Source organism: Pseudomonas sp. 300 (assembly GCF_055803035.1).
Map to the genome: position 1 here is coordinate 2,369,824 of NZ_JAVLRV010000002.1, position 26,498 is coordinate 2,396,321.

Consider the following 26,498-nt stretch of genomic DNA (forward strand, 5'->3'; position numbering starts at 1 on the left):
TTAAGCGTCCGTCAGGGCAGAGATCACCAGATCGCAACTGCGCTGGCAATACGCGGTCAGCACGGTGCGGATCAGCGCATAGTCACGGGCGATCACGGCCGCCAGCAAGCGTTCGAACAGTTCCAGATACTCGCTCATCGAGGCCTTGCGCTGCTCCAGGGCGAGGAAATACGCACGGCTCATGGCCGGCTGCAGATTCTCGACGGTTTCCTGCAAGTACGGGTTGTTGGCAAACTCGTACGTGGCACGCATCACATTGAAACTGTCGTCGACGAAGGCATGGATGTCCTGGCGCTCGTAGCTCGCGGTCAGGAGCTGCTGGATCTGCACGAACGGCGCCAGGTCGGCCTGGACTTTCCAGCCAGCGGCCACCGCATTGGCGAGCAGGATGTACATCTCGCCCATCAACGCGCACAGGCTCTGCACCTTGTGTGCGGTAAGTTCGGTCACGTGGGCGCCGCGTCGCGGCAGGATCGCGATCAGGTGGCGTCGTTCGAGGATCAGCAAGGCTTCACGAACCGAGCCGCGGCTGACATTGAGGGCCAGCGTGACCTTCTGTTCCTGGATGCGCTCCCCCGGCTTCATTTCGCCACGAATGATGCGTTCGGCGAGGTGGTGAGCAATTTGCTCGGCGAGGCTGTCCGGCGCCTTGAACGTCATGGTTGTCCCTTCAAACTCTTCGATCTGCACAAGCGGCGCAGTGTAGCGCACATGAAGGGTCATGGCGGAGTGCCCACTCGGCGGTTTTTGGCACGAATCCCGCAAAAAAGCAGGCAATCCCGCAAGGGTCAATAATGAAGGAACAGGTTGTTGATCGACAAAACGCTATTTCCTGACCTTTAAGTCAGAAAATCATTGACCCGAAAGTCAGACCTGATAAATTCGGTCCAAGTCGGTTAACAACAATAATGAGTCTGCGAGGCCTTCCGTGATCCAGTTTTTACTAAACCAGGAACTCCGTAGCGAGCACGCCCTGGACCCGAACCTGACCGTGCTCAACTATCTGCGCGACCATGTGGGCAAACCCGGCACCAAAGAAGGCTGCGCCAGCGGTGACTGCGGCGCGTGCACCGTGGTGGTCGGCGAGTTGCAAACGGATGACGATGGCCGCGAACACATTCGCTATCGCAGCCTCAATTCGTGCCTGACGTTCGTTTCGTCGCTGCACGGCAAACAGCTGATCAGCGTCGAAGACCTCAAGCACCAAGGCGAACTGCACAGCGTGCAGAAAGCCATGGTCGAGTGCCATGGCTCGCAGTGCGGTTTCTGCACCCCCGGTTTCGTGATGTCGCTGTTCGCGCTGCAAAAGAACAGCGACCAGCCGGACTCGCATAAAGCGCACGAAGCGCTGGCCGGCAACCTCTGCCGCTGCACCGGCTATCGGCCGATCCTGGAAGCTGCCGAGCAGTCCTGCTGCGGTAAGCAACCAGACCAATTCGATGCTCGAGAAGCCGATACCATCGCCCGCCTTAAAGCCATCGCCCCCACCGATATCGGCGAACTCAACAGTGGCGACAAGCGCTGCCTGGTGCCGCTGACCGTCGCCGATCTGGCCGACCTCTACGACGCTTATCCACAGGCGCGGCTGCTGGCCGGCGGCACGGACCTGGCGCTGGAAGTCACCCAGTTCCACCGCACCCTGCCGGTGATGATTTACGTCGGCAACGTCGCCGAGATGAAGCGCATCGAACGCTTTGACGATCGCCTGGAAATCGGCGCTGCGACCGCCCTCTCCGATTGCTATGAAGCCTTGAAAGCCGAGTACCCGGACTTCGGCGAATTGCTGCAACGCTTCGCTTCCCTACAGATCCGCAACCAGGGCACCCTCGGCGGCAACATCGGCAACGCCTCGCCGATCGGTGACTCGCCTCCGCTGCTGATCGCCCTCGGCGCGCAAATCGTCCTGTGCAAAGGCGAGGCTCGCCGCACCCTGGCGCTGGAGGATTACTTCATCGATTACCGCGTGACCGCGCGCCAGGAAAGCGAGTTCATCGAGAAGATCATCGTGCCGCGTGCCAGTGCCGAACAGCTGTTCCGTGCCTACAAGGTTTCCAAGCGTCTGGACGATGACATTTCCGCCGTCTGCGCCGCCTTCAATCTGCGCCTTGAAAACGGCGTGATTGCCGATGCCCGCGTGGCATTTGGCGGCATGGCTGCCATCCCGAAACGCGCCGCCCACTGCGAAGCCGTGTTACTCGGTTCACCGTTCAACCACGCCACCGTCGAACGCGCCTGCGCCGCACTGGCCGAAGATTTCACGCCGCTCTCGGACTTCCGCGCCAGCAAGGAATACCGCCTGCTCAGCGCGCAAAACCTGCTGCGCAAATACTTCATCGAACTGCAAACGCCGCACATCGAGACTCGGGTGACCGCTTATGTCTAACCATCACGCCGTAGAGAAGACCCAGGCCGAATTGGCTGAACTGTTCGCCAAGGACCTGACCACCGGTGTCGGCCGCAGCGTCAAGCATGACAGCGCCGCCAAGCATGTGTCCGGTGAGGCGCAGTACATCGACGATCGACTGGAATTTCCGAACCAGCTGCACGTTTACGCCCGGCTATCGGACCGCGCCCACGCGAAAATCATCAGCATCGACACCAAGCCCTGCTACGCCTTCGAAGGCGTGCGCATCGCCATCACCCATGAAGACGTGCCCGGTCTGAAAGACATCGGGCCGTTGCTGCCGGGTGATCCATTGCTGGCGATTGATGATGTGCAGTTCGTCGGTCAACCAGTGCTCGCCGTCGCCGCAAAAGACCTGGAAACCGCTCGCAAAGCGGCGATGGCCGCGATCATCGAATATGAAGATCTTGAGCCCGTTCTGGACGTGGTCGAAGCCTTGCGCAAACGCCACTTCGTGCTCGACAGCCACACGCATCAGCGTGGTGATTCGGCCGGTGCCCTGGCCACCGCTGAACATCGTATTCAAGGCACGCTGCACATCGGCGGCCAGGAACACTTCTACCTCGAAACCCAGATCTCTTCGGTGATGCCGACTGAAGATGGCGGGATGATCGTCTACTGCTCGACCCAGAACCCCACCGAAGTGCAGAAACTGGTGGCCGAGGTTCTGGACGTTTCGATGAACAAAATCGTCGTCGACATGCGCCGCATGGGCGGTGGTTTCGGCGGCAAGGAAACCCAGGCCGCGAGCCCGGCGTGCCTGTGCGCGGTGATCGCGCACCTCACCGGCCAGCCGACCAAAATGCGCCTGCCGCGGGTCGAAGACATGCTGATGACCGGCAAGCGTCACCCGTTCTACGTCGAGTACGACGTGGGCTTCGACAGCACTGGCCGGCTGCACGGCATTGCCTTGGAACTGGCCGGTAACTGCGGTTGCTCGCCGGACCTCTCGGCGTCGATTGTCGACCGGGCGATGTTCCACGCCGACAACTCGTACTACCTGGGCGACGCGACCATCAACGGTCACCGCTGCAAGACCAACACCGCGTCGAACACCGCGTACCGGGGTTTCGGCGGGCCGCAAGGCATGGTCGCCATCGAAGAAGTCATGGACGCGATTGCCCGCCATCTGGGCCTCGATCCGCTGGCGGTGCGCAAGGCCAACTACTACGGCAAGACCGAGCGCAACGTCACCCACTACTACCAGACCGTCGAGCACAACATGCTCGAAGAAATGACCGCCGAACTGGAAGAAAGCAGCCAGTACGCCGAGCGCCGCGAAGCGATTCGGCGCTACAACGCCAACAGCCCGATCCTGAAAAAAGGCCTGGCGCTGACGCCGGTGAAATTCGGTATTTCCTTCACCGCCAGTTTCCTCAACCAGGCCGGTGCGCTGATCCACGTCTACACCGATGGCAGCATCCACCTGAACCACGGCGGCACCGAAATGGGCCAAGGCCTGAACACCAAGGTTGCGCAAGTCGTGGCCGAAGTTTTCCAGGTGGAAATGGACCGCGTGCAGATCACCGCGACCAACACCGACAAGGTGCCGAATACCTCGCCGACGGCGGCTTCCAGCGGTGCCGACCTGAACGGTAAAGCCGCGCAGAACGCGGCGGAAATCATCAAGCAACGCCTCGTGGAATTTGCCGCGCGGCAGTACAAGGTCAGCGAAGAAGACGTGGAATTCCACAACGGTCACGTGCGGGTTCGTGACCATATCCTGACGTTCGAAGCGTTGATCCAACAGGCGTATTTCGCGCAGGTTTCGCTGTCGAGCACCGGGTTCTACAAGACCCCGAAAATCTTCTACGACCGCAGTCAGGCGCGGGGTCGGCCGTTCTACTACTACGCCTTCGGCGCGGCATGCTGCGAAGTGATCATCGACACCCTGACCGGCGAGTACAAGATGCTGCGCACCGACATCCTCCACGACGTCGGCGCCTCGTTGAACCCGGCCATTGACATTGGTCAGGTCGAGGGCGGCTTTATCCAGGGCATGGGCTGGCTGACCATGGAAGAGCTGGTGTGGAATGCCAAGGGCAAACTGATGACCAACGGCCCGGCGAGCTACAAGATCCCGGCCGTGGCGGACATGCCGCTGGACCTGCGGGTGAAGCTGGTGGAAAACCGCAAGAACCCGGAAGACACCGTGTTCCATTCCAAGGCGGTGGGTGAGCCGCCGTTCATGCTCGGCATTGCCTCGTGGTGTGCGATCAAGGATGCGGTGGCGAGCCTGGGCGACTACAAGCATCAACCGAAAATCGATGCCCCGGCGACGCCGGAGCGGGTGTTGTGGGGGTGTGAGCAGATGCGGCAGTTGAAGGCGGCGAAGGCTGAGGAAGCCGAAACCGAGTTGGCTTCGCTCTAGGACCGAGGCGCGCCCAATCGCCAGCAGGCTGGCTCCCACAGAATTTTGCGCTGAATTCAGATTCTGTGGACACCACAAAACCCTGTGGGAGCTAGCCTGCTAGCGATGAGGCCCGGATAGACAACACAGATGTCGAGGTGAAACATGTACAACTGGATCGACGCCCTCGCCGACCTGCAAAACCGGGGTGAGCCCTGCGTATTGGTGACCATCATCGAAGAGCTCGGCTCGACGCCGCGCAATGCCGGTTCGAAGATGGTCATCAGCGCCACCCAGGCCTACGACACCATCGGTGGTGGACACCTTGAATACAAGGCCATGCAGATCGGCCGCGAGATGCTCGCCAGCGGCAAACAGGACACGCACCTGGAGCGCTTCAGCCTCGGCGCCAGCCTCGGCCAGTGCTGTGGCGGCGCAACCGTGTTGCTGTTTGAACCGATGGGCCAGGTGCAGGCGCAGATCGCCGTGTTCGGTGCCGGGCATGTCGGTCGCGCGCTGGTGCCGCTGCTCGCCAGCCTGCCCTGCCGCGTACGCTGGATCGATTCCCGGGAAGATGAATTCCCCGAACAGATCCCCCACGGCGTACGCAAAATCGTCGCCGAAGAGCCGGTGGATGAAATCGACGACCTGCCCGCCGGCAGTTACTGCATCGTCATGACCCACAATCATCAGCTCGACCTCGAACTCACCGCTGCGATCCTCAAGAGCAACGACTTCGCCTACTTCGGCCTGATCGGTTCGAAGACCAAACGGGTGAAGTTCGAACACCGCCTGCGCGATCGCGGTTTTGACAGCAGCGTGCTGCAACGCATGCGCTGCCCGATGGGCATCGGCGAAGTCAAAGGCAAGCTGCCTGTGGAAATCGCCATCTCCATCGCCGGCGAAATCATCGCCACCTATAACGCGAATTTCGGCCAGCACTCCGCCAGCGCCGGATCGATTGCCAAACTGCTGCCTGCCTCACGCCGCAGCCAAGCCTCTAATTGAGAACGCCCATGCCTCTGACTCGCAAAGCCTACCGCGCCGCCATCCTGCACAGCATCGCCGACCCTGCCATCGTTGGCATCGAAGCCTCGTACGAGTATTTCGAGGACGGCTTGCTGGTGGTCGATAACGGCCAGATCAGTGCCCTCGGCCACGCCAGCGAACTGCTGCCAACCCTGCCGGCCGATATCGAGATCACTCATTATCAGGACGCGCTGATCACCCCCGGATTCATCGACACCCACATCCACCTGCCGCAAACCGGCATGGTCGGTGCCTACGGCGAGCAGCTACTGGACTGGCTCAACACTTACACGTTCCCGTGTGAGAGCCAGTTCGCCGACAAGGCACACGCCGACGAAGTCGCGGACATTTTCATCAAGGAACTGCTGCGCAACGGCACCACCACCGCGCTGGTGTTCGGCAGCGTGCACCCGCAATCGGTGAACTCGTTCTTCGAAGCCGCCGAACGACTGGACCTGCGGATGATCGCCGGCAAGGTGATGATGGACCGCAACGCGCCGGACTACCTGACCGACACCGCCGAATCCAGCTACGTGGAAAGCAAGGCGTTGATCGAACGCTGGCACGGCAAGGGTCGCTTGCACTACGCCGTCACGCCGCGCTTCGCCCCGACCAGCACCCCGGAACAACTGACCCTCGCCGGTCAGTTGCTGAGCGAATATCCGGACCTGTACATGCAGACCCACATCAGCGAAAACCTCAAGGAAGTCGAGTGGGTCAAGGAACTGTTCCCGGAGCGCAAGGGCTACCTCGACGTCTACGATTACTACCAGTTGCTGGGCGAGCGCTCGGTGTTCGCCCACGGCGTGCACCTGTGCGACGACGAATGTGCACGCCTGGCCGAAACCGGTTCGGCGATTGCCTTCTGTCCGACCTCGAACTTCTTCCTCGGCAGCGGTTTGTTCAATTTGCCAATGGCCGAGAAGCACAAGTTGAATGTCGGCCTGGGCACGGACGTGGGTGGCGGTACCAGTTTCTCGCTGCTGCAAACGTTGAACGAAGCGTACAAGGTCATGCAGTTGCAAGGCGCGCGGTTGAGCCCGTTCAAATCGCTGTACCTGGCGACGCTCGGCGGTGCACGTGCGTTGCGTCTGGAAGACAAGATCGGCACGTTGCTGCCGGGCACCGATGCCGACTTCCTGGTGCTGGATTACAACGCTACACCGCTGTTGAGTTATCGCTTGAAGCAGGCGAACAACATTGCCGAGACGTTGTTTGTGTTGATGACGCTGGGGGATGACCGGACTGTTCTGCAGACGTATGCAGCGGGGAATCAGGTGCATCAGCGCTAGTTCTTTCAGGCAATAAAAATCCCCCGGTGGTGTTCAGCCCCGGGGGATTTTTATTGCCTGTCAGATTGCTATCGCTGGCAAGCCAGCTCCCACAGGATTTGGTGTATCGCGGATCTGGTGAACCCCACAAAACATTGTGGGAGCTGGCTTGCCAGCGATGAGGACGACACAGTGCTTCAGATTTTCGCCGACGAACGCCCCGGCTTCTTGGTCTGCAACAAATGCGAGAACACCGCATGCAAATCATCCGACGCACTTTCCTCGTCGAGGTTGAGTTTGCTGTCGATGTGGTCCATGTGATGCATCATCAGGTTCACCGCCAACTCACCGTTGCGCGCTTCAATGGCGTCGATCAGTTGGGTGTGCTCGTCGTAGGAACAGTGCGAACGGTTGCCGCTTTCATACTGGGCGATGATCAATGAAGTCTGCGAAACCAGGCTGCGCTGGAAGCTGATCAGCGGAGCGTTCTTCGCTGCTTCGGCCAGTTTCAGGTGAAATTCGCCCGACAGACGAATGCCGGCACCGCGATCGCCACGGGAGAAGCTGTCGCGTTCGTCGTTGACCATCTGGCGCAATTCGGCGATCTGCTCGGCGGTGGCGTGTTGCACCGCCAGTTCAGTGATCGCCCGCTCGACCAGACGCCGGGCGAGGAACACCTGACGCGCTTCTTCGACACTCGGGCTGGCAACCACGGCACCACGATTGGGCCGCAGCAGCACGACACCTTCATGGGCCAGGCGCGACAGCGCGCGGCGAATGATGGTGCGACTGACCCCGAAAATTTCCCCCAGCGCTTCTTCGCTCAACTTGGTGCCGGGCGCCAGGCGCTGTTCGAGGATGGCCTCGAAGATATGCGCGTAGACAATATCGTCCTGGGTACCGCTGCGGCCGGCTTTGCCTGCTCGCGGTTGTTTCTTGAGGGGTTGCAACTGTTCGTTCATGGGCACTCGAGTCGGGAGAACTGCGGCGAATTGACCGTGACTGTAATACGGCACAGTGGGTCGCTGGCAAGTATCGCGTAAAAAACACCGCGATTGTACACAATGGATGGTGGCAACACGACTGTACGGCTGTTTGTCGCCTCCGCTGTATTGCAACGATTGCTTACGTTTGAGTTTAGGCTTGATCACAGAATCCGCAGCGCGATCTCCTGTAGGAGCCGGCTCCTGAAAGGGTTGGCGTTGCTGTGGATATTTTCGTACGCATTAAGGAACACCGCTGTCATGAACGACGCCACGCACACGCAGCTCCGCCCGTTGGCGGATACGTCTCCCTCCGCCATCGTTGCCGGGTTCATCGCGATGATGACCGGCTACACCAGTTCCCTGGTGCTGATGTTCCAGGCCGGGCAAGCGGCAGGCCTGACCAGTGGGCAGATTTCTTCGTGGATCTGGGCGATCTCCATTGGCATGGCGGTGTGTTCGATCGGCCTGTCCCTGCGTTATCGCACGCCGATCACCATCGCCTGGTCGACACCCGGCGCGGCGTTGCTGATCACCAGCCTGGGCGGTGTGAGCTACGGCGAAGCCATTGGCGCCTACATCACCTGTGCGGTGCTGGTCACAGTGTGTGGCTTGACCGGCAGCTTCGAACGCCTGATGAAGAAGATTCCAGCGTCATTGGCCGCGGCGTTGCTGGCGGGGATTCTGTTCAAGATCGGCAGTGAAATCTTCGTCGCCGCCCAGCATCGCACTGCGCTGGTACTGGGAATGTTCTTCACGTACCTGGTGGTCAAGCGCCTATCGCCCCGCTACGCAGTACTGGCTGCACTGCTCATTGGCACGGCGCTGTCAGGGTTCATGGGGCTGCTGGATTTCAGCGCGTTTCACCTGGAAGTGGCGACACCAGTCTGGACCACGCCGCACTTTTCCCTGGCTGCGACCATCAGCATCGGCATTCCGCTGTTTGTGGTGGCGATGACCTCGCAGAACATGCCGGGGATTGCGGTGTTGCGCGCCGACGGTTACACGGTGCCGGCCTCGCCGCTGATCACCACAACGGGCATCGCCTCGCTGCTGTTGGCGCCGTTCGGTTCCCACGGGATCAACCTGGCGGCCATCAGCGCAGCGATTTGCACCGGGCCGCATGCCCACGAAGACCGCAACAAGCGATATACGGCAGCGGTGTGGTGCGGGATTTTCTACGGAATCGCCGGGGTGTTCGGCGCGACGCTGGCGGCGTTGTTCGCTGCATTGCCCAAAGAACTGGTGCTGTCGATTGCGGCGCTGGCGCTGTTCGGTTCGATCATCAATGGCTTGAGCATTGCCATGACCGAGGTGAAGGAACGCGAAGCGGCGCTGATCACCTTTATGGTCACGGCGTCGGGGCTAACGCTGTTTTCCATCGGTTCGGCGTTCTGGGGCATTGTGGCGGGGGTGTTGACGCTGGTGATCCTGAATTGGCGTAAAGGCTGAAGAGTATCGCTGGCAAGCCAGCGCCTACAGGGGACGACAGCGAACTCCAGTTTCAAGCGCCACACTGATCAACTGCAGGAGCTGGCTTGCCGGCGAAGACGGCCTGAAGATCGATGCAAATCCAAAGGCCGAATCGCCAGCAAGCCGGCTCCTGCATCTATGGTTTTCAGTGAACTCCACGATCAATGACCGAACGGCTTCTTGTGTGTGCCAACAGCATCGCCACTCCACCGCACACCCGCATCGGCAATCTGCCTTCCTCCTGGACATGACCGGCAGCCCCCCTGGCCACTGGCGCAAATAAGCACCTGACAGCCGGCAGCAAAAATCAATTGCCACCAAATATTACATACGTCATATTACGAGCGTAATTTAACGCCGATTCCCACAGGTAATCCTCCATGACCCGCATGCCCAGCCTTGAACCCGACGTCGCTGTTGCGGTGAGCACGCCCAAGCCTCCCCTGCTCAAGCGCCTGATTCTGCTGATGCTGGCCATCGCGGCCCTGGTATTTGCGGGCCTTTACGCCGCTCACTGGTGGACCGCCGGGCGTTTCATCGAAGAAACCGACGACGCCTACATTGGCGGCGACGTGACCGTGATCGGGCCGAAGGTCGCGGGTTACATCGAAGAAGTGCTGGTCAGCGATAACCAGAAAGTGAAGGCCGGCGATGTGCTGATCCGCCTCGACTCCCGTGACTACCGCGCCAACCTGGCCAAGGCCGAAGGCGCGGTTGCCGCCGAAGAAGCCTTGCTCGCCAACCTCGATGCCACCGAACAACTGCAACACGCGGTGATCGGCCAGGCCCGCGCCGGGATCGATGCCACCGGCGCTGAAACGGCCCGATCGCGGGATGACAATGCACGCTACAAACGCCTGGTCGGCAGCAACGCCGTCTCCGTGGAAAGTGCGCAACGGGCCGATGCCACCTTCAAGACCGCCCAGGCATTGAGTGCACGGGCCCAGGCGGAACTGCTGGCCGCGCAACGCCAATTGAACGTGATCGACACCCAGAAACAGCAGGCACGCGCCGCGCTGATGCAGGCCCGGGCCGAACGAGACCTGGCGCAATTGAACGTCGGTTACACCGAATTGCGCGCGCCGATGGATGGCGTGATCGGCAATCGCCGGGCGCGGGTCGGCGCCTATGCGCAGGCGGGTTCGCAACAGTTGTCAGTGGTGCCGGCCAGCGGGCTGTGGGTCGATGCCAACTTCAAGGAAGATCAACTGGCGCACATGGCACCGGGCCAACGGGTGATCATTCACGCCGACGTGCTCTCGGGTCAGGTATTCCACGGTCACCTCGACAGCCTCGCACCGGCCAGCGGTTCGCAGTTCAGCGTGTTGCCACCGGAAAACGCCACCGGCAACTTCACTAAAATCGTGCAGCGAGTGCCGGTGCGGATCGTGCTCGATCCCGCCGACGGCGTGCTCGGGCATCTGCGTCCAGGCTTGTCGGTGACCGCTGAAGTCGATACGCGCAAGGAGCCTGAAACGCCTGCCGTGGCCAGCGCTCCATGAGCCGCACCCTCGCCGTCCCCGCGCAGCCGTTCAACGCCGCGAACATGGCGACGGCGACCAAGGTCTTCGCCTTCGCCAGCATGTGCATCGGCATGTTCATTGCGCTGCTGGATATCCAGATCGTTTCGGCCTCGTTGCGCGATATCGGCGGCGGGCTGTCGGCAGGCACGGACGAAACGGCGTGGGTGCAGACCAGTTACCTGATCGCCGAAATCATCGTGATTCCGTTGTCCGGCTGGCTCTCCCGCGTGTTCTCGACCCGCTGGCTGTTCTGCGCGTCGGCGGTGGGTTTTACCCTGGCCAGCCTGCTCTGCGGCGCGGCCTGGAACATCCAGAGCATGATCGCCTTTCGCGCACTGCAAGGGTTTCTTGGCGGTTCGATGATCCCGCTGGTGTTCACCACCGCGTTCTTTTTCTTCACCGGTAAACAACGGGTAATCGCCGCTGCGACCATCGGTGCGGTGGCCTCATTGGCGCCGACGTTGGGGCCGGTCATCGGTGGGTTCATCACCGATATTTCCTCCTGGCATTGGCTGTTCTATATCAACCTGGTGCCGGGGATTTTCGTTGCGGTGGCGGTGCCGATGCTGGTGAAGATCGATCAGCCGGAACTGTCGCTGCTCAAGGGCGCCGACTATTTGAGCATGCTGTTCCTCGCACTGTTTCTCGGCTGCCTGGAATACACCCTCGAAGAAGGCCCGCGCTGGAACTGGTTCAGTGACCGCACGATTCTGACCACAGCATGGATCAGCGGCCTGGCCGGTCTGGCGTTCATTGGTCGAACCTTGCACGTGGCCAACCCGATCGTCGATTTGCGCGCCCTCAAAGACCGCAACTTCGCCCTCGGCTGCTTCTTCTCGTTCGTCACCGGCATCGGCCTGTTCGCCACGATCTACCTGACGCCGTTGTTTCTTGGACGAGTGCGTGGCTACGGCGCGCTGGACATTGGTCTGGCGGTTTTCTCCACCGGAGTGTTCCAGATCATGGCGATTCCGCTGTACGCCTTTCTGGCCAACCGCATCGATCTGCGCTGGATCATGATGACCGGCCTTGGGTTGTTCGCATTGTCGATGTGGGATTTCAGCCCGATCACCCATGACTGGGGAGGCAAGGAGTTGATGCTGCCGCAAGCGCTGCGCGGGATTGCCCAGCAATTGGCGGTGCCGCCTGCGGTCACCCTGACCCTCGGTGGACTGGCGCCCGCCCGGCTCAAGCACGCTTCGGGTTTGTTCAATCTGATGCGAAACCTCGGCGGCGCCATTGGCATCGCGGCCTGCGCGACCATCCTCAATGACCGGACCAATCTGCACTTCACCCGGTTGGCGGAAAACCTAAACAGCACCAACGAAGCCCTGAATCAGTGGCTGTCCCAGGTCGGCAACAACTTTGCCACGCTCGGCCAAAGCGGTGACGTGGGCGTCACTGCCAGCCTGCAACAGTTATGGCTGCTGACCTACCGCGAAGCTCAGACGCAAACCTACGGCGACGCGTTTCTGATGATCATGGTCTGCTTCATCATCGCCACGGCGATGGTGCCCTTGATGCGCAAGGTGCAACCACCGGCCGCGCCGTCAGCGGACGCTCATTGAGCGGATTCAAAAACAGATCACAAAACAACCAAGTAGTTACGATTCCCGATGAGCCAAAGTTAAACTCAGTTTCTGTAACTGCCCCGCAAAAAAATCAGACTTTTCATCCAGGCTATCTGCCTTCTAAAAACCCAGCAATGAGTAGGTGAAAAACGAAACCAACATCACGAATGGAACAAAGAGTGCTTTTATCGGTTGTGGGAATTCAAAATCAAAGATTTTTTTTAATGAACATGAAACTAGAAACGTCAGCCCCCACACTACCAGCACACAACCTAACCTTGCGTAAAACTCAAACCAACTAAATGCGCCCATATTTTTCTCTTTTAGCGCCCACTACCGACATGTAGTAAATAGGTGCTTTTCAATCGGGCCTCCATTCGAAAATGGAAGCCCGACCGACACGTTTACCCATCTATATTATTCAATGGGTGAGACAAATGATATTTAGCTTCCAGCATCAGTACCACGCGACACAAGGCCGCCGGCAAAACCGCCATAGAACCCAGCTATACCGGCTCCTACAGCTTGAGCAGTTGTTGCAGGCGTAAAGAATCCTAATACCGCCCCGCCTACTGCGGCCTGTCCTGCACCAGACCAAGTTGCGGTCTGACCCGCGCCCGCTTGAGTTCCAACGTACGCGACAACTCCCCCAGCAGCGCCAGCTATCGCTCCGGGAGGGCCGATAGCACCACTAATAACTTTAATCTCATCCTGTGTTAAACCGCGCATAGCACTTACTCCTTCTTTATTGTTAAACAAAAAAAACAAACAACTCCCAGGCTAGCCTTACCATTCAAAACTACAAAAGCTATTAAAAACCGACCACACAAACGAATAAAACGACCTTTATGACCCGAGAAAAAACCGAGACAAACAAACCCAAAACGCTAGCCACTCAAACCAAAACCAATTTCAAGCCCCTGTCTTTTAGCCTCCCAACCGCTACTTCAGTTGAACCACAATCTGCGATTTCAAATCACTTAACATTGAGCCAATGACTGTATTCATGCCTTTGAAATCTTCCGGACTGCACACCGCACTGGGATTGTAAAATCTCAAGTGGCGACGAACGATCACCGCTCCAGGTTCTTTTAAGTAAGTAGAGGTATATTCGAATTTTTCATGGCGCAGTGTCATCGACTTAGGCACCGCAACAATAGTGACTTCCTTTGAAAACTCAAAGCGCGCTTGCTCTTCTGTTACTCCCGTAATACAGGTAAAGGCTTGAATACGATCGCTCTCCGCTGCGAAAGCAAAAATGCTTTGAGCAATACCACCAGCGAAGCTACTCATAGACGAAACGCCCGTGGGCCCGGGAAATCCAACCAGGCTCTCCGATCGACCGACCATTTTTATTGTAATTTCGTTATCACTCGCCTCAAGTTCTGCCGTGCTGAACTCTCCTTTACCCGTCTGTCCATTACTAGCCAGAATGTTCTGTACTAACTGATTTCGATCAACAAGACTCATGGAGTTAACGGCGTAACGATTGAGTTCTGCTGCCCAACCTGTGATTCGTGAAGTGTGAATGAAGTCGGCATTACCGTTCGCACTAACCTTGAACACCGTGCTGTTTTCAACCTTTCCTTCTTGGGTAAAAGGTGTGCGCCCGAGAGTCCCTGATTTTGTGAGAAGGACGGGTTTATCCAGGACAAAAATAGGCAGATAGCCGCCTGCTGTTCCCTTTGCGGTTGAGTCCAGATACAGATTCAGGCTTGGGATATGGGTAATGGCATGATTGAGTACACCAAGGGTTGGAACCTTGGGTAAGGTATAAGCATTACCAGAGTTGATAAGCGCGGGCGTGCTATCTATGCCCGAGGTGTCGAGCAATGACTGCAATAACGCTACGTGATCCTTACAGTCCCCATAGCGATTGGCCAAAATTGTGTCGGCAGAGTTTGGAACAACGCTACCGGCCCCCACGTAAACTGCGACATAGCGAATGTTTTTACGCACCCAGTCGCTCAAAGCAATCGCTTTGTCCCGAGGGTTATCGAGATTGACGGTTATCGTTTTTGCCAACTCGCTGATTTCTGCCGTCACGCGGCTCTTCGCCCGGGCGTCGTAGGACTGAGCAAAGTCATAGAAGTCAGAAAAAGTTGAAACAGCCAGATATTGGCCATAGTCGTGGTAGGAGACAGAATTTTTTTCAATGCGATCTTTTTTTCCGGGAATATAATCCCAGCGATAAATAGTTCGTCCCGCGGTGACCACAGGATCACTGGCCCTGAACCCTCGAGCATCGGCGTGCAACGGCATGCTACGCGGCAAGTCATAAATAAGCGTGTATTGCTCGGTAGGGTGAAACGCAGGATACGACAGAGCCTCGAATTGTTGCGGAAACAATGCAGTAGTGCGATGCGTTCTAAATTTAATGATTAAACGATCGCCTACAACAACTTCAGGAAAAATTACAACTTTGACCAGTGTATCCTGAAACATTGGAGCATCAGACGACCCCTGCTCCTGTTGCTCCTTGATTTGATCAACGCTAACCAATACTTTCCGGCCATCCGGCTTCTGAGTGTATGCCTCTAAGACATCAAGATTTTCCAGTGTTCGGTTGTAGCTCAACGGACGTTGCGAATACACCTTGATGGCGCGTTCTTCGTTGATCAGCACCACTATTTCATTGGTAACGACAAAACTACCATCGGAGTTGACAACATAGGATCGAACATCTTTTTCGATAACAATTGACGTGTCACTACTATCATCCTTTGCCAATGCAGTGGTCAATGCCAAACAACTTGGCGCAAAACAGCAAAGCGATGCCAGAAGAATGAACGCATGCAACTGCATATAAATACAACCCCATTGAATAAGATGTATTCGCAATATACAGCGGCGTAACGTCCGTTTGTTGCAACCTTCGTCCCCATAAAATCAAATTCAGAACGGTCCTACGCAGGAGTTCTTAACGGTCCTACTTCACCAACAAACCTATGGCGATGCGTTTCTGATGATCATGGTCTGCTTCATCATCGCCACGGCGATGGTGCCCTTGATGCGCAAGGTGCAACCACCGGCCGCGCCGTCAGCGGACGCTCATTGATCAGGCTTGAGGCGTTTTACGGAAGCCAACGGCCAGGCGGTTCCAGCTGTTGATGGTGGAGATCGCGACGGTCAGGTCGACCATTTCCTTGGCGCTGAACTGCGCAGCGACCACGTCGTAGTCTTCGTCCGGAGCGTGGGTCAGGCTCAGCTGGGTCAGGGACTCGGTCCAGAGCAACGCAGCACGTTCGCGCTCGGTGAAGAACGGCGCCTCGCGCCAGGCCGTCACGGCGAACAGGCGACGCGGGGTTTCACCGCCCTTGATCGCATCGGCGGTGTGCATGTCGATGCAGAAGGCGCAGCCGTTGATTTGCGAGGCGCGCAGCTTGACCAGTTCAATCAGGTTTTTTTCCAGCGGCAGCTTCGAAACAGCGGTTTCCAAGGCGATCATGGCTTTGAGTGCATCAGGCGATGCGGTGTAGAAATCGATACGAGGTTTCATGGCAGGCTCCAGGAGCAAGTGGGGGTGGAGCTAAGTTAATCCCGCCGGCCGACTGCTTAAATAGCCAATATTCCAGAAGTCGAGGAGACCACCTCCACAATCCCGGTAGTAGCCGGCTTGCTACCGATGCGGGCAACTCGGAGCAAAATTGATGACCGAGGTGATGCTGTCGCCAGCAAGCCGGCTCCTGCAAGGTGCGAAAAATAGTCTGTCGACCTGATTGCCAGCACTCGCTCCCGGCCACTAGAATGCGATCAATTCTTAATCGCACTCAGGCCAGGACGCCGGAAAAGAGTATCTGTCCCCCATGTCGTCAGCCAACCCACCTTCGAATCAGCAAATCCATACCCTTTACAGCGAGCACCACGGCTGGCTTCAGGGATGGCTGCATCGAAAACTCGGTAACCGCTGCGACGCGGCGGACCTGGCTCACGATACGTTCCTGCGCCTGTTGACCCGGCAAGTCGTCAAACCCTGGGGCAGCGAACCTCGCGCGCTGCTGACGCACATCGCCAAAGGCCTGGTGATTGATCGCTGGCGGCGTCAGGACATCGAACGCGCCTATCTGGAGACGATTGCTCACCTGCCGGTCGCAGAGGTGCCGTCACCGGAAACCCGTCTGCTGATTCTCGAAACACTGATGCGCATCGAAGCCTTGCTTCGCGAATTGCCCGCCGTCACTCGCGACGCCTTCGTGCTGTCGCAGATCGAAGGGCTGACGTACACCCAGATCGCCACACGACTGAATGTGTCGCTGATCACCGTCAAACGACACATGCGCGCCGCATTCATCGCCTGCCTGAGTGTCGCGTGATGAATTCGTCGATGATCAAACCGCATATTCTCGGCGAAGCCGCCGATTGGCTGGTGCAGTTGCATTCAGGCACCGCGACACCGTCCGACCATCAGGCCATTGCCCAATGGCGCAACCGCAGTGCCGAGCATGCGCTGGCCTGGCAACGCGCCGAAGCGCTGCTTGGAGAATTTCGCAGCGTACCGGCCAACCTGGCTATCCAGACCCTGCAACGGGCCGCACACAAGGATGGCCTCAGCCGTCGCCAGACCCTCACGTGTCTGGGTGTGTTCCTGATGGCCGGCCCCTTGGGCATTGCCTCGCAACGCATGCCATGGCAGCAGTGGACCGCCGATCAACGCACGGCCGTCGGCGAACAGAAAAGCCTGCAACTGCCGGACGGCAGCCATGTGCTGCTCAACACCGCCAGTGCGGTGGACATTGCCTTCAACCTGCGCGAACGCCGGGTTGTGCTGCTCGATGGCGAAGTGTTGATCAGCACCGCCAAAGACCCTGGTGCCCGGCCGTTTATCGTCGAAACCCCGCAAGGCATCGCGCGTGCGCCGGGTACGCGGTTTTGCGTGCGGGTCACTGACTCGCGAAGCCAGGTGTCGGTGCTCGAAGGGCTCGTGGAAGTCACGCCGCAGTTGCTGACCAAGAGTACGACCCTCAAGGCCGGTGAGCGCCAGAGCTTCAAGCTCAATCGCCTCGACCCGCTCGAAAACTTCGACACCAGTGCCCTGGCCTGGGACAAAGGCATGTTGCTGGCCAACAACATGCGCCTGGATGAATTGCTCGGTGAATTGAGCCGTTACCGCCCCGGCGTGTTGCGCTGTCATGCGGATGTCGCGGGGTTGCGGGTCTCGGGGGCGTTTTCCCTGCGTGACACCGACGCCAGCCTGCGCCTGCTCCGCGATACGCTGCCGCTGAAAATCAGCAGCCTGACCCGGTATTGGCTGTCGGTCGAACCGCGGGTCTGAGTGCGCTGAAAAACTATTTCACAGTCCCCTGATACCTTTCCGCGTTTCGTTCGGTGTGTGGATAGACCTCTTCAATTCCACGCGCTCGACAGGAACGCCGAATGACTTCAACGCCCCCGCACCGTCCCGCCGATTTCCCGCTCAAGGTTTTGAGCCTGAGTGTTGCCCTGGCCTTCGCCGCGTGGCTGCCGATCAACAGCCATGCCGCTGACACTGTCAACGAAAGCGCCAGCCACACCCTCAACATCGGCCCGGGTCTGCTCAGCCATACCCTGGCGCAATTCGCCGTGGCGGTCGGCGTGCCGTTGTCGTTCGATCCGGCGCAACTGGGCAATCGTCAGAGTCCGGGATTGCAGGGCAACTACAGCGTGCAATCGGGCTTCGCGCAGTTGCTGGAAGGCAGTGGCTTCCAGCTGATCAGCACCGGCGCAAACGGTTACACCGTGGCGCCGCGAATGGCCGCCGGCGGTGCGCTTGAACTGGGCGCCACCAGCGTCAGCGCCCTGCGCGACGACAACGCGGACACCTACGGCGGCGGTCAGGTTGCCAAGGTTGTGCAGGTCGGCATGCTCGGTAATCAGGCCGTCAAAGACTTGCCCTTCAGTGTCACCAGTTACACCGCCAAAACCATCGCCGACCAGCAAGCGCAGACCGTGGGCGATGTGTTGCTCAATGATGCCTCGGTGCGCCAGTCCGCCGGGTTTGGCAATTTCTCCCAGGTGTTCATGATCCGCGGTTTGCCGCTGCTGTCCGATGACATTTCCTATAACGGTCTTTACGGCATCTTGCCCCGGCAGATCATCGCCACCGAAGCCCTTGAACGGGTCGAATTGTTCAAAGGACCGAATGCTTTCGTGAATGGTGTCACGCCCAGCGGCAGCGGGATTGGCGGTGGCGTCAACCTGCAACCCAAACGCGCCAACGATGTGCCGACCCGCAGCGTCACCCTCGATTACAGTGACGATGGTCGAGTGGGTGGGCACCTGGACCTGGGCCAGCGCTTCGGTGAAGACAACCGCTTCGGTGCACGGGTCAACCTGCTGCAACGCGAAGGCGCCACCGCCGTCGATGACGAAGACCGTCGCTCGTCGCTGATCAGCGTCGGTCTGGACTACCAAGGTGATCGCCTGCGGGTATCGACGGACCTGGGCTATCAGAAACAGGTGATCAATCAGGGCCGCTCGGTGATCTATGTCGATTCGACCTTGAGCAAGGCGCCCAAGGTACCGGACGCCAACGCCGGATACGCACAGAGCTGGAGCTACTCGCAACTGGAAGACACCTTCGGCATGGCCCGCGCCGAGTACGACCTCAGCGACAACTGGACCGCCTACGTCTCCGGTGGCGCCAAACACACCCGGGAAAACGGCGTGTATTCATCGCTGACCGTCACCGACCTCAACGGCAATGCCCGGGGCGGCATGCTGTACTCGCCACACGACGAGGACAACAAAAGCCTGATGACCGGCCTCAACGGCCACTTGAACACCGGGCCGATCAGTCATCAATTGAACCTGGGGCTCGCGGGTACCTGGGGCCAGCAACGCTCGGCATTCGAAACCATAGGTGCCGCTTCGCGCTACAGCACCAACCTCTACGACGTCACCGATAAACCGCGCCCAAGCCCCACATCGTTTGCCAGCGACATTCATGATCCGCGCATCGTCGGCAAGAACACCCTGCGCAGCGCGGCGGTGTCCGACACCCTGGGGTTCATCGATGATCGCGTCTTGCTCACCCTCGGCGTACGGCGCCAGACACTGAACGTCGACGGCTGGAACACCACCACCGGCGCGCGCACTTCAAGCTACGAAGAGTCGATCACCACACCGGTCTACGGCCTGGTGATCAAGCCGTGGGAACACGTTTCGTTTTATGCCAACCGCATCGAAGGCCTGGCCAAGGGCCCGACGCCGCCGACCACCGCACTCAACCGCGACGAAACGTTCGCCCCGGTGCGCAGCAAGCAAATCGAAGCCGGCGTGCGCCTGGACATGGACAGCTACGGTGCGAGCCTTGGCGTGTACCGTATCGAACAGCCGTCGAGCTACACCCAGAACGGCCTCTTTCGGGTCGACGGCCAGCAGCAAAACAAAGGCATGGAACTCAACGTCTACGGCGAACCGCTCGATGGCCTGCGCCTGCTGAGCGGCGCGACGCTGATGAAGACCGAGATCGAAGGCAGCGCCAACGGCGTCAACGACGGCAACCGCGCCGTCGGCGTGCCACGTTTTCAGCTCAACGTCGGGGCTGATTGGGATGTGCCGGGGATCGAAGGCGCGGCGCTCAGTGCGCGGATGTTGCGCACGGGCGGGCAGTACCTGAACGCTGCCAACACGCAGAGCATTCCGGCGTGGAACCGCTTTGATGTGGGCTCGCGGTATGCCTTCAAGGTGGATGAGAAGGAAATCACCTTGCGCGCCAATCTGGAGAACGTGGCGAACAAGGCGTATTGGGCCTCGGCGAATGGCGGGTATCTGACACAGGGGACGCCCAGGACGTTGAAGGTGTCGGCGACTTTGGATTTCTGATCTGAATCTGGCGGTGAGCCTGCAGCCGCCATCGCGGGCAAGCCCGCTCCCACAGTTGATCTCCAGTGAACCGGACATTTGCGTTCGACACCAATCCATTGTGGGAGCTGGCTTGCCAGCGATCCGCGCAGCGGCCATCCAACACAGATTGCTAAGCCCGACTGCGCAACCACTGCAAAAACCCTTTCTTCGCCACCACCTTCGGCGCTTCCTGGGTCAACGTCTGCGCCTTGTGCAAACGGAAATCCAGCAACGCCTTCATCGCTTCGCCGATGTCATGCCGCGCATCCAGGCACGGTTTGAGGTAGTCCTTTTCGATCCGGTACAGGCTGCAAGCAGTCTTGGCACTGAAGTCCGCCGGCAGCGCGGTGTCCGACAAGATCCCGCCCTCGCCGATCACTTCGCCCGGCCCCATGCGCCCGGATTCGAACTTGACCCCGGCGCGACTCAGCGTCACCGAGACCACGCCGGATTCGATGATGAACAGGTGATCGCTAACCTCCCCCGCCGGCAGGATCACCTCGCCGGGGCGGAAGGTTTGCAGGGTCATGTGTTGTGCGAAGGTTTCTTTCTCGTCCTGGCGCAACGTCGAGAAAATGGCCGAGCTTTCCAGCAACGCCCGTGGCCGTGACAGGCCCGCTGGTGCATTTGATTCGACGCTGGACAACAGGCTCACGCCGGACGCCTGCAAATGCCGGAAGGCCAGATCGAACAGCAGATTGCGCACCATGCGCTTCTGGTCCATCGAGACCACGAAGCCGCTGATTTCGTACTCCACGCCGGTGGCGCTCGACCCTTTGAGGGCAACGCACGGCGCCGGTTTTGCCAGCAGATATCGGCACCCCTCCATCGCCCGTTCCAGCGCATCGATCACCGTTTGCGGCCGTTCATGCGGGCTGAGTTGCAGGCTGATCGACACACCGAAAATATCACTCGGCCGGCTGAAGTTGATGATCTTGGCCTTGGCCGCCAGCGAGTTGGGGATCACCGCCATGCTGCCCTGGGACGTTTGCAGGCGCGTGGCACGCCAATCGATGTCGGTGACCCGACCTTCGGTGCCGTCGATGGAAATCCAGTCATCCAGTTGATAGGGTTTGGTGGTGTTGAGGACGATCCCCGAGAACACGTCGCTGAGGGTGCTTTGCAACGCCAGGCCGACGATGATCGCCAACGCACCGGACGTCGCCAACACGCCTTTGACCGGCAGGTCGAGCACATACGCCAGGGCCGCGATGATCGCGATCAGGAAAATCACCGCGCCGAGCAAATCCTGGAGCAAGCGCCCGGTGTGCCCGACCCGCTGCATCATCACCGCGCCGATCAACACCGTCAGGGTGCGCGCGCCGAACAGCCACCAACCAATCTGCAAACCGGTCGCCGCCAGGTGCAACGGCACGTTGTCCGCCCACGGCGCGGGCTCCAGCGGGTTCAAGCCTTCGTTGAACAACAGGACGCTGAACAACGAGAAAATCAGCAGCCGCACCACCAGTTTCCAGTTACTGCCATTGGCACTGATCAGGCGCCACAGCCCCAGATCGATGAGGATCAGGATCAGGGCACAGACCAGCGGGTGATTGGTAAGCAGTGACAGCATCAAGAACTCCAGCCATGTACGGATCGGCACAGTGTAGGAGTAATTGATGCCTTCAGAACAACACAAAACACTGTGGGAGCGAGCTTGCTCGCGATGACGGCAGGACAGTCACCTTTTGCAGTGAATGTCAGTCCGCTATCGCGAGCAAGCTCGCTCCCACAGGGGATCTGTGTAGCCAGTGATTATTTGCTATTGGTCAGCGTGTTGTAGCTGGTCATCAAATTGCGATAGTCCGGGATGTGGTTGGAGAACAGGGTCGCCAGGCCTTCCACGTCGTTGCGCCAGTCGCGATGCAGTTCACAGGCCAGGCCGAACCAGGTCATCAGTTGCGCGCCGGAAGACGACATGCGGTCCCAGGCCGATTGACGGGTCAGTTCGTTGAATGTGCCGGAAGCGTCGGTCACCACGAACACCTCAAAGCCTTCCGCCAGGGCCGACAGCGCCGGGAATGCCACGCACACCTCGGTCACCACGCCGGCAATGATCAGTTGCTTCTTGCCGGTGGCCTTGATCGCCTTGACGAAATCTTCGTTGTCCCAGGCGTTGATCTGGCCTGGACGGGCAATGTACGGCGCATCCGGGAACAGCGCTTTGAGCTCGGGCACCAGCGGGCCGTTGGGGCCGGTTTCGAAACTGGTGGTGAGGATGGTTGGCAGTTTGAAGTACTTGGCCAGGTCAGCCAGGGCCAGCACGTTGTTCTTGAAACGGTCGGGTTCGATGTCGCGCACCAGAGAAAGCAGGCCTGCCTGGTGATCGACCAACAGAACGGCAGCGTTATCCTTGTCGAGACGTTTGTAAGAAGTAGTCATGGGGTCATCCTCGCTTTTAATCGATGCCGAATATTCGGCGAACAGGTGTTTTGATTGATCGTTCAAACGCGGCCAGACAAGCGTAGTCAGTCAAGCCTGGCGCGGTGCAGCCGTATATCCGTGTATCAACCGCTCATCCGACCGAACCGGCCCGACTGGAAATCGGCAAAGGCCTGGTGGATTTCCTGCTCGCTGTTCATCACGAACGGACCGTGGCCGACGATGGGTTCGTCGATCGGCTCGCCGCTGAGCAGCAACACGATGGCGTCGTTATTGGCTTCCAGACTGATCTGGTGGCCGTTGCGTTCGAACAACGCCAATTGCCCTTCGCGCACCAGTTCCAGGCCATTGACCTGAACCGTGCCACGCAGCACCACCAGTGCGGTGTTGCGACCTTCATGCAGATCCAGGGTCAGCAACTTGCCGCCGTTGAGGCGCAAGTCCCAGACATCGACCGGGGTAAACGTCCGCGCCGGGCCGGTGTGGCCGTCGAATTCGCCGGCGATCAAGCGCAGGCTGCCGGCCCTGTCCTTGAGCGGGATGCTCGGAATGTCGCCATCGAGAATCGTCTGGTAACCGGCGTCGGCCATTTTGTCTTTGGCAGGCAGGTTGACCCATAGCTGCACCATTTCCAGGGTACCGCCGGTTTTGGCGAAGCCTTCAGAGTGGAACTCTTCGTGGAGAATCCCCGAGGCGGCGGTCATCCATTGCACGTCGCCAGGGCCGATCTTGCCGCCGCTGCCGGTGGAGTCGCGGTGCTCCAGTTCGCCCTTGTAAACGATAGTCACGGTTTCAAAACCGCGGTGCGGATGCTGACCAACGCCACGACGCTCGGTGGTCGGGGTGAATTCGGCAGGGCCGGCGTGATCCAGTAGCAAAAACGGGCTGATGTGTTTGCCCAGGTTGTCATAGGAAAACAGCGTGCGAACCGGAAAACCGTCGCCGACCCAATGGGTCCGCGGGCTGGTGTAGATGCCGATGATGTTTTTCATGCTGCCTCCGAAATCTGTGGTTTGACGCGATGAACAGAGCTTAAAACCGCAGCCTTTGCTGCGCTAGACTGCAAAAATCAGCCTTAGCGTTCTATATGGAGAACGATGGTGGAAGACCTCAACACCCTCTACTACTTCACCCAAGTGGTGGAACACGGTGGTTTCGCCCCCGCCGGGCGGGCGCTGGACATGCCCAAATCGAAGCTCAGCCGCCGCATCGCCGAGCTCGAAGAACGCCTCGGCGTACGCTTGCTGCACCGCACCAGCCGACACTGTTCGCTGACCGAAATCGGCCAGGCCTACTACCAGCGTTGCCTGGCCATGCGCGTGGAAGCGGAAAGCGCCGCCGAACTGATCGAACGCAACCGCTCCGAGCCCCAAGGTCTGGTGCGCATCAGTTGCCCGACCGCGTTGCTCAACTCCTGGGTCGGGCCGATGCTGACCCGCTACATGCTCAAATATCCGTTGGTTGAGCTGTTCATCGAGAGCACCAACCGCCGGGTCGACCTGATCCATGAGGGTTTCGACATTGCCCTGCGCGTGCGTTTTCCGCCGCTGGAAAACACCGACATGGTGATGAAGGTGCTCGGCAACAGCACCCAATGCCTGGTGGGCAGCCCGACGTTTGCCGAGCGGCTGTCGTCGCCCGCGTCCCCGGCCGACCTCAGCGGTTTGCCCAGCGTGCATTGGGGCGCGGCGCAGCGTGAGTATCAGTGGGAATTGTTCGGTGCGAACGGCGCCAGCGCGTTGATTCGACACGCGCCGCGCATGGTCACCGATGACTTGCTGGCCTTGCGTCACGCGGTGCTCGCAGGGATTGGCGTCGCGCATCTGCCCAGCGTGGTAGTGCGCGAAGATATTGCCGCCGGACGCCTCGTCGAGCTGGTGCCGGGTTGGGCACCCAAGTGCGGGATCGTTCATGCGATCTTCCCCTCTCGCCGAGGGTTGTTGCCATCGGTGCGGACGTTGATCGACTTTCTCGGGGAAGAATTCAGCCACGCCGACATTGCTTGAGAAGCGCGACACGCGGGGCTGGCGGAGTTTTTATTTCGGACATAATATTGGCGCAGATTACAACCATAATATCCGCGCCCGTCCGAGGACACTGAACATGCAAAGCCCCAACCGAGAAGCCACCCTCGCTCAATGGATCGCTCAGGAACAAGCCATGCGCGCTCGACTGGCCGGGCCCGGCAGTCTGTCCCTGGCCGAGGTCAGCGCGCTGTCGCCCGCCGAGTTCTTCGAGGGCATCGGTAGCGGTGAACTGCCCTCACCGCCGATTGGCACGCTGATGGATTTCATCCCTGTCGAATGGTCGGCCGGGCTGTTCATCTTCCAGGGCACGCCGGATTCGCGACATTACAACCCGCTGGGCAGTGTGCATGGCGGTTATGCGGCGACCTTGCTGGATTCGTGCATGGGGTGCGCGATTCATACGCAGCTGAAAAAGGGCCAGGGTTACACCACGCTGGATCTGCGCATCAGTTATGTCCGCGCGTTGACCGGCGCCAGCGGGCCGGTGCGTGCCGAGGGCAAGCTTGTGCACCTGGGGCGTTCGACGGCGCTGGCCGAGGGGCGGATTTATGATGCGGATGGGCGGTTGTATGCGACGGGGTCGACGACTTGCATGATTCTTGAGGCACGCGGATAAGATCCGAAACCGAGTCGCGGCCATCGCGAGCAAGCTCGCTCCCACATTGGATGTGTGTACACCGAAGATCTCCTGTAGGAGCTTGCTCGCGATGGAGCCAGACTCAACACCGACAATCCCCGGACTACTCACGATTCATGACTTGCGGTAAACAGTGCTTTGCCCCACCAGCGGTTTTTCTCAAGGATTCAGGCGCGGATACTCGTGCTCATTCCCACTGCAAACCCTGGAGTCATTGATGTCTATTCCCGCATTCGGTCTTGGTACGTTTCGCTTGCAAGGCCAGGTGGTCATTGATTCGGTGAGCACTGGCCTGGAACTGGGCTACCGCGCCATCGATACCGCGCAAATCTACGAGAACGAAGCCGAAGTCGGCGAGGCCATCGCGGCCAGCGGCATTGCCCGTGAAGAACTGTTCATCACCAGCAAGATCTGGGTCGCCAACTTCGCCCAGGACCGCTTGATCGACAGCCTCAAAGAGAGCCTGCAAAAACTGCAGACCGACTACCTCGACCTGACGCTGATTCACTGGCCATCGCCGGAAGACCAGGTGCCGGTCGAAGAATTCATGGGCGCGTTGCTCGAAGCCAAAACACTCGGATTAACTCGCCAGATCGGCGTCTCCAACTTCACCGTCGACCTGATGAAGCAAGCCATCGCCGCCGTTGGTGCCGAGCAAATCGCCACCCACCAGATCGAACTGCACCCGTACCTGCAAAACCGCAAGGTCGTCGAGTTCGCGCAAAGCCAGGGCATCCAGATCACCTCCTACATGACCCTGGCCTACGGCGAAGTGCTGAAAGACCCGGTCATCCAGCAGATCGCCGCTCGCCTGCAGGCAACCCCCGCGCAAGTCACCCTGGCCTGGGCCATGCAGCTGAGTTACGCGGTGATCCCGTCGTCCACCAAACGCGCCAATCTGGAAAGCAACCTGAAGGCCTGCGCGCTGACCTTGAGCGACGCGGACATGGCGCTGATCGCCGGCCTTGAGCGCGGCCACCGCCTGACCAGCCCCAAAGGCATCGCACCGAACTGGGATTAAGCG

The 26,498-nt window shown here is 59.3% G+C and carries 20 protein-coding genes; 13 read left to right on the top strand and 7 right to left on the bottom strand.

The genetic code is table 11. The features are described from left to right. Entirely contained in the window at window positions 1–660 is a 660-nt protein-coding gene (locus Q7W83_RS17345) for a GntR family transcriptional regulator (protein WP_473657643.1), read from the bottom strand. Window positions 661–928: 268 nt separating this feature from the next. Between Q7W83_RS17345 and xdhA the strand changes: the two genes are divergently transcribed. From xdhA to guaD, 4 genes are all read left to right on the top strand, one after another. Next, a complete protein-coding gene (xdhA, locus tag Q7W83_RS17350; RefSeq protein WP_473656390.1) occupies window positions 929–2,383 on the top strand; it encodes a xanthine dehydrogenase small subunit in 1,455 nt (484 codons plus the stop codon). After that, window positions 2,376–4,775, top strand: a complete 2,400-nt coding sequence (gene xdhB / locus Q7W83_RS17355; protein WP_150631655.1) for a xanthine dehydrogenase molybdopterin binding subunit — start codon at window positions 2,376–2,378, stop codon at window positions 4,773–4,775. Before xdhA ends, xdhB begins: the two co-directional genes overlap by 8 nt. A 144-nt stretch (window positions 4,776–4,919) precedes the next feature. After that, entirely contained in the window at window positions 4,920–5,762 is an 843-nt protein-coding gene (gene xdhC, locus Q7W83_RS17360) for a xanthine dehydrogenase accessory protein XdhC (protein WP_150654222.1), read from the top strand. 8 nt (window positions 5,763–5,770) lie between these two features. After that, the gene (gene guaD, locus Q7W83_RS17365) at window positions 5,771–7,075 is read left to right on the top strand and encodes a guanine deaminase (protein ID WP_150654223.1); all 1,305 of its coding nucleotides are present in this window, start codon (window positions 5,771–5,773) and stop codon (window positions 7,073–7,075) included. 176 nt (window positions 7,076–7,251) lie between these two features. On the opposite strand, the gene Q7W83_RS17370 is transcribed toward guaD, so the two are convergent. Continuing rightward, a complete protein-coding gene (locus Q7W83_RS17370; RefSeq protein WP_150631658.1) occupies window positions 7,252–8,016 on the bottom strand; it encodes a GntR family transcriptional regulator in 765 nt (254 codons plus the stop codon). Window positions 8,017–8,298: 282 nt separating this feature from the next. Between Q7W83_RS17370 and Q7W83_RS17375 the strand changes: the two genes are divergently transcribed. From Q7W83_RS17375 to Q7W83_RS17385, 3 genes are all read left to right on the top strand, one after another. Then, a complete protein-coding gene (locus Q7W83_RS17375; protein WP_150631659.1) occupies window positions 8,299–9,489 on the top strand; it encodes a benzoate/H(+) symporter BenE family transporter in 1,191 nt (396 codons plus the stop codon). 401 nt (window positions 9,490–9,890) lie between these two features. Beyond that, window positions 9,891–11,012, top strand: coding sequence for an HlyD family secretion protein (locus Q7W83_RS17380; RefSeq protein WP_150631660.1), 1,122 nt, complete (start codon window positions 9,891–9,893; stop codon window positions 11,010–11,012). After that, window positions 11,009–12,601 carry a DHA2 family efflux MFS transporter permease subunit gene (locus Q7W83_RS17385; protein WP_150631661.1) on the top strand — a complete coding sequence of 531 codons (1,593 nt, stop codon included), beginning with the start codon at window positions 11,009–11,011 and terminating at the stop codon, window positions 12,599–12,601. Before Q7W83_RS17380 ends, Q7W83_RS17385 begins: the two co-directional genes overlap by 4 nt. A 945-nt stretch (window positions 12,602–13,546) precedes the next feature. Here Q7W83_RS17385 and Q7W83_RS17390 read toward each other — a convergent pair. Both Q7W83_RS17390 and Q7W83_RS17395 read right to left on the bottom strand, forming a co-directional pair. Further along, window positions 13,547–15,409 (bottom strand): DUF3857 domain-containing transglutaminase family protein, encoded by a 1,863-nt coding sequence (locus Q7W83_RS17390; protein ID WP_150637532.1) that lies wholly within the window; start codon window positions 15,407–15,409, stop codon window positions 13,547–13,549. A 253-nt stretch (window positions 15,410–15,662) separates the two neighbouring features. Then, window positions 15,663–16,103 carry a carboxymuconolactone decarboxylase family protein gene (locus Q7W83_RS17395; protein WP_150634094.1) on the bottom strand — a complete coding sequence of 147 codons (441 nt, stop codon included), beginning with the start codon at window positions 16,101–16,103 and terminating at the stop codon, window positions 15,663–15,665. A 307-nt stretch (window positions 16,104–16,410) separates the two neighbouring features. Here Q7W83_RS17395 and Q7W83_RS17400 point away from each other — a divergent pair, with 307 nt between their 5' ends. From Q7W83_RS17400 to Q7W83_RS17410, 3 genes are all read left to right on the top strand, one after another. Further along, window positions 16,411–16,917, top strand: a complete 507-nt coding sequence (locus tag Q7W83_RS17400; RefSeq protein WP_150637535.1) for a sigma-70 family RNA polymerase sigma factor — start codon at window positions 16,411–16,413, stop codon at window positions 16,915–16,917. Next, window positions 16,917–17,876 carry a FecR domain-containing protein gene (locus Q7W83_RS17405; RefSeq protein ID WP_150637537.1) on the top strand — a complete coding sequence of 320 codons (960 nt, stop codon included), beginning with the start codon at window positions 16,917–16,919 and terminating at the stop codon, window positions 17,874–17,876. The genes Q7W83_RS17400 and Q7W83_RS17405 overlap by 1 nt, the downstream gene beginning before the upstream one ends. A gap of 101 nt (window positions 17,877–17,977) precedes the next feature. After that, entirely contained in the window at window positions 17,978–20,407 is a 2,430-nt protein-coding gene (locus Q7W83_RS17410) for a TonB-dependent receptor (protein WP_150637539.1), read from the top strand. A gap of 151 nt (window positions 20,408–20,558) precedes the next feature. Here Q7W83_RS17410 and Q7W83_RS17415 read toward each other — a convergent pair whose 3' ends face one another. The 3 genes from Q7W83_RS17415 to Q7W83_RS17425 form a co-directional block, all read right to left on the bottom strand. Next, window positions 20,559–22,001 carry a mechanosensitive ion channel domain-containing protein gene (locus Q7W83_RS17415; protein ID WP_150634090.1) on the bottom strand — a complete coding sequence of 481 codons (1,443 nt, stop codon included), beginning with the start codon at window positions 21,999–22,001 and terminating at the stop codon, window positions 20,559–20,561. A gap of 182 nt (window positions 22,002–22,183) precedes the next feature. Then, window positions 22,184–22,810, bottom strand: coding sequence for an isochorismate family cysteine hydrolase YcaC (ycaC, locus tag Q7W83_RS17420; RefSeq protein WP_150634089.1), 627 nt, complete (start codon window positions 22,808–22,810; stop codon window positions 22,184–22,186). A 125-nt stretch (window positions 22,811–22,935) separates the two neighbouring features. Continuing rightward, a complete protein-coding gene (locus Q7W83_RS17425; protein ID WP_150634088.1) occupies window positions 22,936–23,802 on the bottom strand; it encodes a pirin family protein in 867 nt (288 codons plus the stop codon). Window positions 23,803–23,907: 105 nt separating this feature from the next. Here Q7W83_RS17425 and Q7W83_RS17430 point away from each other — a divergent pair, with 105 nt between their 5' ends. From Q7W83_RS17430 to dkgB, 3 genes are all read left to right on the top strand, one after another. Next, entirely contained in the window at window positions 23,908–24,816 is a 909-nt protein-coding gene (locus tag Q7W83_RS17430; protein WP_150637544.1) for a LysR substrate-binding domain-containing protein, read from the top strand. A 97-nt stretch (window positions 24,817–24,913) separates the two neighbouring features. Further along, complete coding sequence (locus Q7W83_RS17435; protein ID WP_150634086.1) at window positions 24,914–25,453, top strand: PaaI family thioesterase; 540 nt, start codon at window positions 24,914–24,916, stop codon at window positions 25,451–25,453. Window positions 25,454–25,691: 238 nt separating this feature from the next. Further along, window positions 25,692–26,495 (top strand): 2,5-didehydrogluconate reductase DkgB, encoded by an 804-nt coding sequence (dkgB, locus tag Q7W83_RS17440; protein ID WP_473656391.1) that lies wholly within the window; start codon window positions 25,692–25,694, stop codon window positions 26,493–26,495. The last annotated feature ends 3 nt before the right edge of the window (window positions 26,496–26,498 follow it).